Annotated in this window: 11 protein-coding genes; 5 read left to right on the top strand and 6 right to left on the bottom strand. The window is 60.3% G+C overall.

Annotated features, from left to right (window positions below; genetic code table 11):
* Window positions 1–181 precede the first annotated feature (181 nt).
* Window positions 182–1612, top strand: a complete 1431-nt coding sequence (gene sbcB / locus D8U61_RS15225; RefSeq protein ID WP_130902319.1) for an exodeoxyribonuclease I — start codon at window positions 182–184, stop codon at window positions 1610–1612.
* 98 nt (window positions 1613–1710) lie between these two features.
* Here the strand turns inward: sbcB and mvaT are convergent, their stop codons facing one another.
* Window positions 1711–2088, bottom strand: coding sequence for a histone-like nucleoid-structuring protein MvaT (gene mvaT, locus D8U61_RS15220; RefSeq protein ID WP_016773476.1), 378 nt, complete (start codon window positions 2086–2088; stop codon window positions 1711–1713).
* Window positions 2089–2425: 337 nt separating this feature from the next.
* Here mvaT and purU point away from each other — a divergent pair, with 337 nt between their 5' ends.
* Window positions 2426–3274 carry a formyltetrahydrofolate deformylase gene (gene purU / locus D8U61_RS15215; RefSeq protein WP_041479808.1) on the top strand — a complete coding sequence of 283 codons (849 nt, stop codon included), beginning with the start codon at window positions 2426–2428 and terminating at the stop codon, window positions 3272–3274.
* An 81-nt stretch (window positions 3275–3355) separates the two neighbouring features.
* Window positions 3356–3532, top strand: a complete 177-nt coding sequence (locus D8U61_RS27820) for a hypothetical protein (RefSeq protein WP_177433336.1) — start codon at window positions 3356–3358, stop codon at window positions 3530–3532.
* On the opposite strand, the gene D8U61_RS15210 is transcribed toward D8U61_RS27820, so the two are convergent.
* The 4 genes from D8U61_RS15210 to D8U61_RS15195 all read right to left on the bottom strand — a co-directional run bounded on the left by D8U61_RS15210 (window position 3516) and on the right by D8U61_RS15195 (window position 8471).
* Entirely contained in the window at window positions 3516–4514 is a 999-nt protein-coding gene (locus D8U61_RS15210; RefSeq protein ID WP_110602535.1) for a lysylphosphatidylglycerol synthase transmembrane domain-containing protein, read from the bottom strand. The genes D8U61_RS27820 and D8U61_RS15210 overlap by 17 nt on opposite strands.
* Window positions 4511–5281 (bottom strand): polysaccharide deacetylase family protein, encoded by a 771-nt coding sequence (locus tag D8U61_RS15205; protein WP_130927199.1) that lies wholly within the window; start codon window positions 5279–5281, stop codon window positions 4511–4513. The genes D8U61_RS15210 and D8U61_RS15205 overlap by 4 nt, the downstream gene beginning before the upstream one ends.
* Window positions 5274–6365, bottom strand: a complete 1092-nt coding sequence (locus D8U61_RS15200) for a glycosyltransferase family 1 protein (protein WP_177433338.1) — start codon at window positions 6363–6365, stop codon at window positions 5274–5276. The genes D8U61_RS15205 and D8U61_RS15200 overlap by 8 nt, the downstream gene beginning before the upstream one ends.
* A gap of 216 nt (window positions 6366–6581) precedes the next feature.
* Complete coding sequence (locus tag D8U61_RS15195; RefSeq protein WP_130927197.1) at window positions 6582–8471, bottom strand: methyl-accepting chemotaxis protein; 1890 nt, start codon at window positions 8469–8471, stop codon at window positions 6582–6584.
* A 186-nt stretch (window positions 8472–8657) separates the two neighbouring features.
* Between D8U61_RS15195 and D8U61_RS15190 the strand changes: the two genes are divergently transcribed.
* Window positions 8658–10145, top strand: coding sequence for a helicase HerA-like domain-containing protein (locus D8U61_RS15190; protein ID WP_041480025.1), 1488 nt, complete (start codon window positions 8658–8660; stop codon window positions 10143–10145).
* Window positions 10146–10236: 91 nt separating this feature from the next.
* On the opposite strand, the gene D8U61_RS15185 is transcribed toward D8U61_RS15190, so the two are convergent.
* On the bottom strand, window positions 10237–10692 hold the full coding sequence (locus D8U61_RS15185) for a DciA family protein (RefSeq protein ID WP_123443689.1): 456 nt from the start codon (window positions 10690–10692) through the stop codon (window positions 10237–10239).
* A 308-nt stretch (window positions 10693–11000) separates the two neighbouring features.
* Here D8U61_RS15185 and secA point away from each other — a divergent pair, with 308 nt between their 5' ends.
* Entirely contained in the window at window positions 11001–13742 is a 2742-nt protein-coding gene (gene secA / locus D8U61_RS15180; protein ID WP_038861039.1) for a preprotein translocase subunit SecA, read from the top strand.
* Window positions 13743–13846 lie beyond the last annotated feature (104 nt).

The raw sequence follows: 13846 nt of genomic DNA, 5'->3' as shown, positions 1-13846 counted from the left end.
GTGGTGGGTCAGTCAGCCTGTGGGCAACTGACAGAAAGCCTTCGCGGGCAGGCTCGCTCCCACGAGGGAAATGCATTCCAGTTGTAGGAATCTGGAGAAATTGCTGGTCCAGGGCTGCGAGGCTGGCCGTGGCAACCCTGAAACGCCTAGACTTCGCCGATCTTCTGTTCAGGATTCGCCCGTGACTTCAATCTTCTGGTACGACTACGAAACCACTGGCATCAATCCGCGCAACGACCGACCGCTGCAGGTGGCCGGGATTCGCACCGACCATGCGCTCAACGAGATTGACGAGCCGGTCAACCTCTATTGCCAGCCCAGCGAAGACATCCTGCCGCACCCGGCGGCATGCGCGATCACTGGCATCACCCCCGGTCAGCTCGCTGAAAAAGGCTTGAGCGAAGCCGATTTCATGACTCGCGTGCATGCGCAACTGGCCGCACCGGGCACCTGTGGCGCCGGTTACAACACCTTGCGTTTCGACGATGAGATGACCCGCTACAGCCTGTATCGCAATTTCTTCGACCCCTATGCCCGTGAATGGCAGGGTGGCAACAGTCGCTGGGATCTCATTGATGTGGTGCGCGCCGCTTACGCATTGCGCCCGGACGGTCTGGTCTGGCCGACCGATGATGAAGGCCGCGTGACCCTCAAGCTCGAACGCCTGACAGCGGCCAACAATATCGATCACGGGCACGCTCACGAAGCCCTGTCGGATGTGCGCGCCACCATCGCGTTGGCTCGGCTGATTCGCGAGAAACAACCCAAGCTCTACGAGTGGCTGTTCCAGTTGCGCAGCAAACAGAAGGTGATGGATCAGATCCGCCTGTTGCAGCCACTGGTGCATGTGTCCGGGCGTTTCTCGGCGGCGCGCAGTTATGTCGGCGTGGTGCTGCCGCTGGCCTGGCACCCGAAGAATCGCAACGCCCTGATCGTCTGTGATCTGCATCTTGATCCGCAGGGATTGCTGGACCTCGATGCGCAAGCCTTGCGTCAGCGTCTTTATACCCGTCGCGATGAGTTGGCCGAAGGTGAACTGCCGGTGCCGCTCAAGCTGATTCACATCAATCGATGCCCGGTTGTAGCGCCGCTGGCGGTATTGCGCGCACAAGACCAGCAGCGCCTTGGGCTGGACATGGCGCTTTATCAGGAGCGGACAGTGCGACTAACTGACGCACAACAAGTTTGGAAAGATAAAGTCGCGGCGATTTATGCCAGCGAAGATTTCACTCCCAGCGAAGATCCCGAGCAGCAGTTGTACGATGGATTTATCGGTGATCGTGATCGTCGTTTATGCGAACAAGTTCGAACGGCCGACCCTGCGCAATTGGCGCAAGAGCACTGGCCTTTCGATGATGAACGTTTGCCTGAATTACTTTTTCGATATCGAGCACGCAACTTTCCGGACACCCTGGATGTGGCCGAGCAAGAGCGCTGGAAATTATTCTGTCAGCAGCGCCTGACGCAACCCGAGGCAGGTGCGCCGAATACCGTGCAGTCATTTATCGAGGCCGCCGAGCAATGGTCGCTTAGTGCGTCACCGATGCAGCGAGAGGTGCTCAACGACTGGCAGAATTATGTCCAGGCATTACGCAAACGTTTGAATCTGTGAAATCGAACATGCCCGGACAATAAATTACGGGCATAAAAAAACGCCAGCGCTGGCTGGCGTTCTTTTGTTCGCGGATCGCTCTGCGAAGGCGTTGCGGCTTAGCCCAGCAGGGTCGCCCAGCCTTCAACCACGTCGCCGCCCCACTTGGCTTTCCACTCTTTCAGAGTCTTGTGGTTGCCACCTTTGGTTTCGATGACTTCACCGTTGTGCGGGTTTTTGTATTGCTTAACTTTGCGTGCACGCTTGGTGCCGGTAGTTTTTACTGCGCCGCCACGTGGAGCCTTGGATTTGGCTTCTGGATCCAGCAGCGCGATGATGTCACGCAGCGACTTGGAGTATTCACCCATCAGCGTGCGCAGTTTGCCTTCGAATTCCAGTTCGGCTTGCAGTTTGTCGTCTTCGGACAGGTTCTTCAGACGGGCTTGCAGCTCTTTGATGGCTTCTTCGGTGGCGCGATATTCGTTGATCAAGGACATGAGTACTACCTTTTGTAGAATGCTGAATGACAGGGGACAGTGCCGCAATAATAGTCAGGCTGTTTCATCAAGTAAACATTTAGATCGGCTTTTTATTTAAATGAGTTACAGGGATTAGCCGCGCTTTGAATGTTCAGTTAAATAATGTGATGCAGTCAGCACAGATATTTACAGTTGTCTGACAAAAGCCCCACTAAAGCGTCACGGTCTTGACGTAAGACCTGCGTCAGAAAGCCGTTTCGCCATGCTTTGTCCCACCCGGCGCGTATGCGTACTGCAGTTTTCATGCGCAGTCGCTAGAATGGCGGCCTTTGTGAAGTTCTGGAGTTTCCCCCTCATGCGCACTTTTCGGCTGGTGATCTCTTGCCCGGACCGCGTTGGCATCGTTGCCAAAGTCAGTAATTTTCTGGCCTCTCATAACGGCTGGATCACCGAAGCGAGCCACCACTCTGACAATCAAGTGGGCTGGTTCTTTATGCGTCACGAAATCCGTGCCGATTCCCTGCCGTTCGGTATTGAAGAGTTGCGCGAGAAGTTCGCGCCGATCGCCGAAGAGTTCTCGATGGACTGGCGCATCACCGACACCGAGCAGAAAAAACGCGTGGTGCTGATGGCCAGCCGCGAATCCCACTGCCTGGCCGACCTGCTGCACCGCTGGCACAGCGATGAACTGGATTGCGAAATCGCCTGCGTGATCTCCAACCATGACGACCTGCGCAGCATGGTCGAGTGGCACGGCATCCCGTACTACCACGTGCCGGTCAATCCGCAGGACAAGCAGCCGGCATTCGACGAAGTGTCGCGCCTGGTCAAACAGCACGACGCCGAAGTGGTGGTGCTGGCGCGCTACATGCAGATCCTGCCGCCGGACATGTGCCGCGAATACGCGCACAAAGTCATCAACATCCACCACAGCTTCCTGCCATCGTTCGTCGGCGCCAAGCCGTATCACCAAGCGTCGCTGCGTGGTGTGAAACTGATCGGCGCGACCTGCCACTATGTCACTGAAGAGCTGGACGCCGGCCCGATCATCGAGCAGGACGTGGTGCGTGTCAGCCACAGCGACAGCATCGAAGACATGGTGCGTTTCGGCCGTGACGTCGAGAAGATGGTGCTGGCCCGCGGCCTGCGTTATCACCTGGAAGACCGCGTGCTGGTGCACGGCAACAAGACGGTTGTGTTCTGATCGAGCACGCCACGCTTGAAAAACCAGGGGCCTGGGCGTTGAATCGCTCAGGCCCTTGTCATTTGAGCCCGAGGAAAAGCCATGAGCGATCCACTGGACAAAGCCACTTCAAAAGCGCCCGCCACCCTTGGTGAAGGTTGCCTGAGTCGTTACGACCCGGATGACATGAGCCCGGACGACGGCACCGAATTCCCCGGCGCCGCCGAACTTTGGGAGCGACTCCAGCAAGAGCAGGACGAACCTAAGAAGCCTGCCTGACGTTCATCAACTTCTTCAGCAACGGCTTGCCCAGCATCAATACGAACACCGGCCCGCCCACCAGCAGATAGAAGTAATACGTCACCACGCGCCAGATCAGGATCGCCGCCGCTGCGGTGGACTTGCCCACCATGGGTGCGAGCAGCGCGGCGGAGGTCAATTCTGCGGCTCCCGCGCCGCCAGGTAACAGGCTGAATTGACCGGCGCCGAGCGAAAGCATCTGCACCAGAAAACTCCATGCCCACTGCAAATCCGCGCCGAGCCCGCGCAAGGCCAGATACAGCACGCTGTAGCGCAGCAGCCAGTGCACGCAGGTCAGAGCAAAAACCTGAACCAGCGTTTGCCAAGGCAGTTTCAAGGTGTCGGTAAATGCCGCGAGGAAGTGCAGCAACTTGCGCGCCCAGCGACGGCGAGTGCGTGCCGTAATGTTCATCCCCGCCAACAGCCGCCCGCTCAGGCGAATCAACGCTCGGTGATAACGCGCGATCAACACGCAACTGAACAAACCGCCAAACAGCGAAACGGCGCTGACGGTCAGCAGCCACTCGAGACGATCGCTCAGGTGCTGGAACAGCGCGTAAATCAGAATCCCGCTCAGGGCGCAGAGAAAGAACAGCAGATCGCTGAGCTGATCCATGGCAAACACCGCGCTGCCCCGCGCCGGACGCACGCCGCAACGGGCGAGCAGAGCCATGATCGTCAGCGGCCCGCCGCTGCCACCCGGCGTGGCGCAGTACGCGAACTCGGCCGCCATCACCACGCCGAGGCTTTTCAATGGCGCGACCTTTTCACGCTGGTCGCCGAGCAACAAACGCAGGCGCAACGTATTGATGCCCCAGCAGAGCAGAATCATGCCGAACATGATCAACAGCCAGTTCAGCGGGAAGCTGCGCAGGCGCGCCCAGGTTTCGCCGCCGCCGAGCAGTACCGGAATCAGCACCGCCGCCAGCAGGCCGATCAGCAACAACAGGCTGCGCTTCATGCTGCGCGTTCCAGCTGACCGTGCTGGCGGGTCAGCCAGTCGATCTTGGTCAGCGGCACGCGTCCCTCCGCCAGCAGGCGTTGCAACGTGTGCAACCAGTAATCGCGAGAAAAGCGGTGACGCATGTCCACCGGATGCAGCCCCAGGCGAATCACCGGTGCCTCGCGCCAGCGCTGTTCACGCTGCTCGCTGAGGATTTTCGACAAGCCGCGCCGCCAGGCACTGCGCGCACTCCACACCAGCCCCGGTGCATCGATGGCGCTGAAGTCGGGCAAGCGATAAAGGTGCTGCGGATCGCTGGTGTAGCTGAGCGGCAATTCGCGCAAGGCCTGGCGGGTGCCGTCGCTCATCAGCCAGGCCGGGGCGACGAAACCCTGCACCGGCCAGTCGTAGCGCTGAAACATGTCCAGACCTGCGTGCAGGCGGTCAAGGGCTGCTTCGCGGGACAGGCGATAGAACTCGCCTTCGTGGGTGTAGACCCGGCGCATGAACCAGTCGCGCGGGTTGTTCGGCATGGGTTCCTGATCGTCGTGGTAGTACCCATGCAGCGCCAGTTCATCGCCTCGGGCGACCCTGGCATCGAGCTCTTGGCGAAACGCAGGGTTGGCGTCTAGCGCATCGTGGCGATGGAAGTCCGGCACCACCAGCCACGTCGTCGGCACATCACCCAAGGCATCGACGGCCTCGACGAAGGGCTGGTAATCCGCCCACGTCGAGGGCGCCACATCATGCAACACCAGGCAAACAGCTTTCATTTCTTCAACCATTGGCCACCCGTGGCAGCGTATGGCCGAGCACGGCGTGATAGTGGCTGAGCAGACTGTCGACCACGGTGTCCCAAGCGTAATACCGTTCAACATGTTGGCGCGCCTGGCGGCCGAGTCGATCGCAGCCGCGACTGAAGAGCTCACGCACGGCGTTGGCCATGGCCTGGGGATTGTTCGGCGCGCAGAGCAGGCCGCAGGAATCGTTGACGATTTCTTCAAACGCCCCGGCCGCCACCGCCACCACGGGAATGCCGCAGGCCATGGCCTCAAGGATGACCAGCCCGAAGGTTTCCTGGTCGCCGGCATGCAGCAGCGCATCGGCACTGGCCATCAGCCGCGCGACTTTCGGCGCCGGGCAGAATTCGTCGATGACGCTGACGTTGTCCGGCACCGCCGCAGGCATCGACGAGCCGACCAACAACAAGTGATAACGCGGACCAAGGCGCTGCATGCACTTGAGCAGCACCGGCAGGTTTTTCTCCTTGGAACCGCGCCCGGCAAAGATCAGCAGGCGCGTGTCTTCGGCAATGCCCAGCTCAGCCCGCAAGCCAGGATCGCGGGCGTCGGGATGGAAAGTGTGCAGATCCACGCCCAGCGGTTGCACATGGACATTGCGCACGCCAAGCCCGATGAGCTTGTCGGCCATGACCTGGCTCGGCGCGAGAACGCGGTCGAAATTGCCGTAGAGACGCGTGACATAAGCCTCGACATTCGGCGTGACCCAATGGCCCATGCGATTGCCCGCCAGCAGCGGCAGATCCGAGTGATAAAAGCCGATCACCGGCACATCCAGCTGCCGCCGCGCATCCAGCGCTGCCCATGCGGTGAGGTAGGGATCGCCGACTTCGATCAGATCCGGCTGCAATTCCTGCAGGACGTTTCGCCATGGCGCCAGCCGCAGCGGGAAGCGATAGCCTTTGCCGAAGGGCAGGGCAGGCGCTGGAACCGTGTAAATGCCGTCATGTTCACCCAGTCGCGCGCCGGGGATCAGCAGGCTGTGGCGAATGGCGTTGCGCTCGCCAAGGCGACGGTGTTTGGCATCCAGATAAGTCCGCACGCCTCCGCTGGCCGGGGCGTAGAACATGGTGATGTCGGCGATATGCACGGTGAGCAACCCTCCGCTGTGTCGTTCTCCCTTGATTGACCTTTATCCAGAATAGATGTTCGGTCGGGATTGCGCGGTGGGGTGTCAGTCGGGTTTCGTTGAAAGGTAGATATTCGCGAGCAGGCTCGCTCCCACAATGGAATGCATTTTCCCTGTGGGAGCGAGCCTGCTCGCGAAGTGGCCAGTCGCCGCAGCTTAAATCCTGAAGCTGCCCACCAGTTGCTTGAGACGCGAAGCCTGCTGCTCCAGATCCGAACAAGCGCGCAAGGTCGCTTGCAGGTTTTCCACGCCTTCCTGGTTCAGCGTGTTGATCTCGGTGATATCGACGTTGATCGACTCAACCACCGCAGTCTGCTCCTCGGTCGCCGTCGCCACCGACTGGTTCATCCCGTCGATCTCGCCAATGCGCAGGGTCACGCTGTTCAGGCGTTCGCCGGCAAGGTTGGCGATCTCGACGCTGTCCTGGCTGTGGCGCTGGCTGTCGCTCATGGTGCTCACCGATTCCCGGGCGCCGACTTGCAGCTCCTCGATCATGGTCTGCACCTGCTGTGCCGATTCCTGAGTGCGGTGCGCGAGGTTGCGCACTTCGTCGGCCACCACGGCGAAACCACGACCGGCCTCACCGGCGCGCGCCGCTTCGATCGCTGCGTTCAGCGCCAACAGGTTGGTCTGCTGGGAAATGCTGGTGATCACTTCGAGAATCTGGCCGATGTTGACGGTCTTGCTGTTCAGCGACTCGATGTTGGTGCTCGACGCGCTGAGCATGCTCGACAACTGGTTCATCGCCTTGATGCTGCGCTCGACCACCTGCTGGCCATCTTCGGCCAGACCCCTGGCATCGCTGGCCTGATTCGACGCTTGGGCGGCGTTGCGGGCAATTTCCTGGGCGGCGGCGCCGAGCTGATTGATCGCGGCGGCAACGCTGCTGGTGCGCGAGGCTTGCTGGTCGGAGTTGTACATCGACGAGTTCGACGCAGCTACCACGCGCAGCGCGACTTCGTTGACCTGGCCGGTGGCCGAGGACACTTCGCGGATCGAGCCGTGAATACGCTCGACGAAGCGGTTGAATGCGGTGCCAAGGATGCCGAATTCATCGTTATTGACGATGTTCAGGCGTTTGGTCAGGTCGCCTTCGCCGTCGGCGATGTCTTCCATAGCGCGGGTCATCACGTGCAGCGGCTGGATCAGCAGGCGGATCAGCATGCCGAGCAGGGCGATGATGATTGCTACCGCAATAATGGTTGCGATTACCGCTGAGGTACGGAATTCGCTGAGCATCGAGTAGGCCTGATCCTTGTCGATCGACAGACCGATGTACCAGTTCACCGACGGCAGGCCCTTGATCGGGGCGAAGGTGACGATGCGGGTTTTGCCGTCGACGCTCACTTCGCTGAAATCGCTGCTGATGCGCGGCGTGTCCTGCGGGTAGGCTTCTTTGAGCGATTTCATCACCAAAGCCTTGTCCGGGTGGACGAGGATCTTGCCGTCGGCACTGATCAGAAACGCATAACCCATGCCGTCGAAATCCCGCGCGGCGAGGGTGTCGACCAGCGATTGCAGGCTCAGGTCACCACCGACCACGCCAACGCTCTGCCCGGACTTTTTCGACGCGGTGGCGATGGAGATGATCAACTGGCCGGTGGCCGCATCGATGTAGGGTTCGGTCAGGGTCGAGGTGCTGCTGCTTTCGGCACCTTTATACCAAGGGCGTACGCGTGGATCGAAACCGTCCGGCATCTTCACGTCCGGGCGGATGGTGAAGTGCCCAGTGGCATCGCCCAGGTAGGTGGCCATGAACGTCGAGGTCAGGCTTTTCTGTTCCAGCAGGCTGGCGACCGTGGCAGGTTCCGGGTTGATGGCGATGTTCTGCGCGGAGTTCTCGATCAGCAGAATGCGCCCGCTGAGCCAGGTCTGGATGTTGCCGGCGGTGACCTCGCCCATTTCATTGAGGTAGTTGTTCAGATCATCGCGGATCGCATTGCGCTGCAGCCAGTCGTTGTACAACGTGAACGAGGCAAAAGCGGCAATGACGATGAGAGCGGCGGCAAGCAAAATCTTATGGCTGAAGCGCAGGTTTTTGTCCATGGCTTGGGGTTCCGCTAAGGTCTTAATGTCCTGGGCGTGCTTTGATAGAGACGCGCACTATGGGCAAGGTTGAAAAACTGATATTTCCGGCTCTCCTTAGGGAAATGTCCGACCCGATTTTCTGATGGGTCTATCCAATTTATGTATCGGCCATGTGTCATCAAAGATTAACCATTGGGTGAGAAAATGCCTGACTCTTCGCAACTCGTTATCGGCGCTGATCCGGCCGCGCAACCCATCGCTCAGGCCATGCGCCTGGCCAACCGCCACGGGCTGATCGCTGGCGCCACCGGCACCGGTAAAACCGTGACATTGCAGCGTCTGGCCGAAGCGTTCAGCGACGCCGGTGTGGCGGTGTTCGCCGCCGACATCAAGGGCGACCTCTGCGGGCTCGGCGCCGCTGGCAACCCGCAGGGCAAAGTGGCCGAGCGCATCGCCGGCATGCCCTGGCTCGGTCACACGCCGCAGGCTTATCCCGTCACGCTGTGGGACATCCACGGCGAATCCGGACACCCGCTGCGCACCACCCTGAGCGAAATGGGTCCGCTACTGATCGGCAGCCTGCTCGAGCTGACCGACAGTCAGCAGTCGGCGCTGTACGCTGCCTTCAAGGTGGCGGATCGCGAAGGGTTGTTGCTGCTGGATCTCAAGGATCTGAAAGCGCTGCTCAACCACCTCAAGGACAACCCGCAGTTGCTCGGCGAAGACGCGGCGCTGATGACCACCGGTTCCAGCCAAGCGCTGCTGCGCCGTTTGGCGACGCTGGAACAGCAGGGCGCCGAGGCCCTGTTCGGCGAGCCGGCGCTGCAACTTGAAGACATCCTGCAACCGGGCGCCGATGGCCGGGGACGCATCCATCTGCTCGACGCCAGCCGTCTGGTGCACGAGGCGCCGAAGGTTTACGCAACGTTCCTGCTGTGGCTGCTGGCCGAGTTGTTCGAGCAACTGCCCGAGCGCGGCGATGCTGACAAGCCGCTGCTGGCGCTGTTCTTCGATGAGGCGCACTTGTTGTTCGGCGACACGCCCAAGGCGTTGCAGGAACGCCTGGAGCAAGTGGTGCGTTTGATTCGTTCCAAAGGTGTTGGCGTGTATTTCGTCACCCAGTCGCCGGCGGATCTGCCGGATGACGTGCTGGCGCAGTTGGGCTTGCGTATTCAACACGGCCTGCGTGCGTTCACCGCCAAAGAGCAGAAGTCCCTGCGTGCGGTTGCGGATGGCTTTCGGCCGAATCCGGCGTTCGACAGTCTGTCGGTGCTGACTGAGTTAGGTATTGGTGAGGCGCTGGTCGGCACGCTGACCGAGAAGGGCACCCCGGAAATGGTCCAGCGCGTGCTGGTGGCACCGCCGCAGTCGCGGATCGGCCCGCTGACCGAAACCGAGCGCACCGTGCTGATCGCCGGCTCGCCGTTCAAGGGCCGTTATGACAAGCCGATCGATCGCGAGTCGGCCTACGAGATTTTGATGGGCCGCAAAGGGCTGGCGCCCGAGGCTGAAACACCAGCGGGCAAAGCGGCGGCCGAAGAGCCGAGCCTGGCTGACCGCGCGGGAGAATTCCTCGGCACGGCGGCAGGCCAGGCGCTGAAATCAGCGATGCGCCAGGCGGCCAATAACCTTGGCAAGCAGTTGGTGCGCGGGTTGATGGGGTCTCTGCTCGGAGGCAGCAAGCGCCGCTAAAAAGCAAAGATCGCAGCCTTCGGCAGCTCCTACAGTTGAAATGCATTCATTCTGTAGGAGTTGCCGCAGGCTGCGATCTTTTGCTTTTGCTTCAGGTTTTGCTTTTGGCATGCGCCGCCAACCGCTCCAGCGCCGCGCGCAATCCCGGATCGCTGATCCCGTCGGCCGTCGACTGAATCGTCTCTGCCGCACTGCTGGACAGATCCATCGAGTGCCCAACTACCCGATGCTGCACGATCGGCGGGCGCACGCTGAATTTGATCCGCGTCAGGTTGGCGAACTCTTCGAACAATTGCAGTTGTCGTTGCAGACGTTTCTGCTGATAGCGCAGTCGCGTCGCCCAATGGCCGTCAGTGACCACCAGCGACAGCTCGCCTTCGCGCCACTTGGCTACCCGGCAATGCTCGCGGGCGGCCGGTTGCAGTTGGCTTTCGAGCAGGCGCTGCAAATGCTCCAGACGCTGGGCATGGCCGAGGATGGCTTTCAGCGGTTTGGCTTCGCGTAACAGAACGGCGGGTGCTCTGGCCGTGAGAGGGCGAAACGCCATGATCGAACACCTGAAGGAACAGAGGCGCCATGGTAGCAGAAAGCTGCGGAACCTCTGGGCCATTGCTTTTGTCCCTGATTTGCTCATTAAATCAACGCCTGACTTCTTTCCCCCGACGGGTTGAAGTTGAGCAAAACGCCCCTATTTTAAGTGAGCCCCGTCAAAGCGCAGTGCCAGCATCGTGGAACATCGCCACTTTCCTCACCACCGTTTCCGGGTAGAATGCTCGTTCGCATGCGGCCATGAGGGCTGCACGGGCGACTCACGGGGCCGCCCTCCATCCCTTTAGTGTGGAAGATCCTGCCGATATGTTTGCGCCTTTGTTAAAGAAACTTTTTGGAAGCAAGAACGAGCGTGAAGTCAAACGCATGCTCAAGACGGTGCAGCTCGTCAATGCCTTCGAAGAGCAAATGGTGGCCCTTTCGGACGATCAATTGCGCGCCAAGACCGCCGAGTTCAAGGCCCGTATCGCCAAAGGGGAAACCCTCGACAAGCTGTTGCCGGAAGCCTTCGCCGTAGCCCGCGAGGCCGGCAAGCGTGTGATGGGCATGCGCCACTTCGACGTGCAACTCGTCGGCGGCATGACCCTGCACGAAGGCAAGATTGCCGAAATGCGCACCGGTGAGGGCAAGACCCTCGTGGCCACCCTGGGTGTTTACCTCAACGCACTGTCCGGCAAGGGCGTGCACGTTGTGACCGTGAACGACTACCTGGCCCGCCGTGACGCCAACTGGATGCGCCCGCTGTATGAATTCCTCGGCCTGACCGTCGGCGTCGTAACGCCGTTCCAGCCGCCGGAAGAGAAGCGCGCCGCCTACGCCGCCGACATCACCTACGGCACCAACAACGAATTCGGTTTCGACTACCTGCGCGACAACATGGCGTTCAGCATGGATGAAAAATTCCAGCGCGAACTCAACTTTGCCGTGATCGACGAAGTCGACTCCATCCTCATTGACGAAGCGCGTACTCCGCTGATCATTTCCGGTCAGGCCGAGGACAGCTCCAAGCTGTACATGGAGATCAACAAACTGATCCCGCAGCTGGAACTGCACGTCGAGGAAGTTGAAGGCCAGGTCACCAAGGCCGGTCACTACACCGTTGACGAAAAGACCCGTCAGGTCGAACTCAACGAAGCCGGTCACCAGTTCATCGAAGAAATGCTCACCCGCGTCGGCCTGCTGGCCGAAGGCGAGAGCCTGTACTCGGCGCACAACCTTGGCCTGCTGACACATGTCTACGCCGGTCTGCGTGCGCACAAGCTGTTCAACCGCAACATCGAATACATCGTCCAGGACGGTCAGGTCGTGCTGGTCGACGAACACACCGGTCGTACCATGCCGGGTCGTCGTCTGTCCGAAGGCCTGCACCAGGCTATCGAAGCCAAGGAAGGTCTGAACATTCAGGCCGAGAGCCAGACCCTGGCCTCGACCACCTTCCAGAACTACTTCCGTCTGTACACCAAGCTGTCGGGCATGACCGGTACCGCCGACACCGAAGCGTTCGAATTCCACCAGATCTATGGTCTGGAAGTCATGGTCATCCCGCCGAACAAGCCGTTGGCGCGTAAAGACTACAACGACCTGGTGTTCCTCACCGCCGAAGAGAAATATGCGGCGATCGTCGCGGACATCAAGGAAAGCATGGCCGCCGGTCGTCCGGTGCTGGTGGGTACCGCGACCATCGAGACCTCCGAGCACATGTCCGAGTTGCTCGTCAAAGAAGGCATCGAACACAAGGTTCTCAACGCCAAGTTCCACGAAAAAGAAGCTGAAATCATTGCTCAGGCCGGTCGTCCGGGTGCGCTGACCATCGCCACCAACATGGCCGGTCGTGGTACCGACATCCTGTTGGGCGGCAACTGGGAAGTGGAAGTCGCTTCGCTGGAAAACCCGACTCCCGAGCAGATCGCGCAGATCAAGGCCGACTGGCAGAAGCGTCACCAGCAAGTGCTGGAGTCCGGCGGCTTGCAGGTAATTGCTTCCGAGCGTCACGAATCGCGCCGTATCGACAACCAGCTGCGTGGCCGTGCCGGCCGTCAGGGCGATGCCGGTTCGAGCCGCTTCTACCTGTCGCTGGAAGACAGCCTGATGCGCATCTTCGCCTCCGACCGGGTGAAGAACTTCATGAAAGCCCTGGGCATGCAGCCGGGCGAAGCGATCGAGCACCGCATGGTGACCAACGCGATCGAGAAGGCGCAGCGCAAGGTTGAAGGCCGCAACTTCGACATCCGCAAGCAACTGCTCGAGTTCGACGACGTCAACAACGAGCAGCGTAAAGTGATCTATCACATGCGTAACACGTTGCTGGCCGCTGACAACATCGGCGAAACCATCGCCGACTTCCGTCAGGACGTGCTCAACGCTACCGTCAGCGCCCACATTCCGCCGCAATCGCTGCCAGAGCAGTGGGACGTGGCCGGTCTGGAAGCGTCGATCGAAAGCGATTTCGGCGTGAAACTGCCGATCCAGCAATGGCTCGACGAAGACGATCACCTGTACGAAGAAACCCTGCGCGAGAAGCTCATGACCGAGCTGATGGCGGCGTACAACGAGAAAGAAGATCAGGCCGGTGCCGAGGCGCTGCGCTCGTTCGAGAAGCAGATCGTCCTGCGCGTACTCGACGACCTGTGGAAAGACCACCTGTCGACCATGGATCACCTGCGTCACGGCATTCACCTGCGTGGCTATGCGCAGAAGAACCCGAAGCAGGAATACAAGCGCGAGTCGTTCACGCTGTTCTCCGAGCTGCTCGATTCGATCAAGCGCGACTCGATCCGCGTGCTCTCGCACGTTCAGGTTCGTCGCGAAGATCCGGAAGCCGAAGAGCAACGCCTGCGTCAGGAAGCCGAAGCACTGGCGGCGCGCATGCAGTTCGAACATGCCGAAGCGCCTGGGCTGGATCAGCCGGAAGCGTTGGGTGAAGAGGTCGATGTGGCACTGGCCACCGCCGCTGCCCCGGTTCGCAACGAGCAGAAGCTGGGCCGCAACGAACTGTGCTACTGCGGTTCGGGCAAGAAATACAAGCATTGCCACGGGCAGATCCAGTAAAACCCGTTTCAATCGCTGAACACCCCGCGCCGCGACCGGCTCCTGCCGTCGCGGCGTTTTGCCATTTATCCCACCGTCCTTTCCCGTGGCGGTGCTGACATCAT

Source organism: Pseudomonas sp. Sample_14, assembly GCF_004307515.1.
GTDB classification, from domain to species: domain Bacteria; phylum Pseudomonadota; class Gammaproteobacteria; order Pseudomonadales; family Pseudomonadaceae; genus Aquipseudomonas; species Aquipseudomonas atacamensis.
Note: the sequence above shows the minus strand (reverse complement) of the source record. Positions and strands in the feature narration are given on the sequence as shown.

What these genes read in the sequence shown, in the direction of transcription:
- mvaT (WP_016773476.1), bottom strand. Translation starts at nt 2,088, where the DNA reads ATGTCCTTGATCAACGAATATCGCGCCACCGAAGAAGCCATCAAAGAG.
- purU (WP_041479808.1), top strand. Translation starts at nt 2,426, where the DNA reads ATGCGCACTTTTCGGCTGGTGATCTCTTGCCCGGACCGCGTTGGCATC.
- D8U61_RS27820 (WP_177433336.1), top strand. Translation starts at nt 3,356, where the DNA reads ATGAGCGATCCACTGGACAAAGCCACTTCAAAAGCGCCCGCCACCCTT.
- D8U61_RS15210 (WP_110602535.1), bottom strand. Translation starts at nt 4,514, where the DNA reads ATGAAGCGCAGCCTGTTGTTGCTGATCGGCCTGCTGGCGGCGGTGCTG.
- D8U61_RS15205 (WP_130927199.1), bottom strand. Translation starts at nt 5,281, where the DNA reads ATGGTTGAAGAAATGAAAGCTGTTTGCCTGGTGTTGCATGATGTGGCG.
- D8U61_RS15200 (WP_177433338.1), bottom strand. Translation starts at nt 6,365, where the DNA reads ATGTTCTACGCCCCGGCCAGCGGAGGCGTGCGGACTTATCTGGATGCC.
- D8U61_RS15195 (WP_130927197.1), bottom strand. Translation starts at nt 8,471, where the DNA reads ATGGACAAAAACCTGCGCTTCAGCCATAAGATTTTGCTTGCCGCCGCT.
- D8U61_RS15190 (WP_041480025.1), top strand. Translation starts at nt 8,658, where the DNA reads ATGCCTGACTCTTCGCAACTCGTTATCGGCGCTGATCCGGCCGCGCAA.
- D8U61_RS15185 (WP_123443689.1), bottom strand. Translation starts at nt 10,692, where the DNA reads ATGGCGTTTCGCCCTCTCACGGCCAGAGCACCCGCCGTTCTGTTACGC.
- secA (WP_038861039.1), top strand. Translation starts at nt 11,001, where the DNA reads ATGTTTGCGCCTTTGTTAAAGAAACTTTTTGGAAGCAAGAACGAGCGT.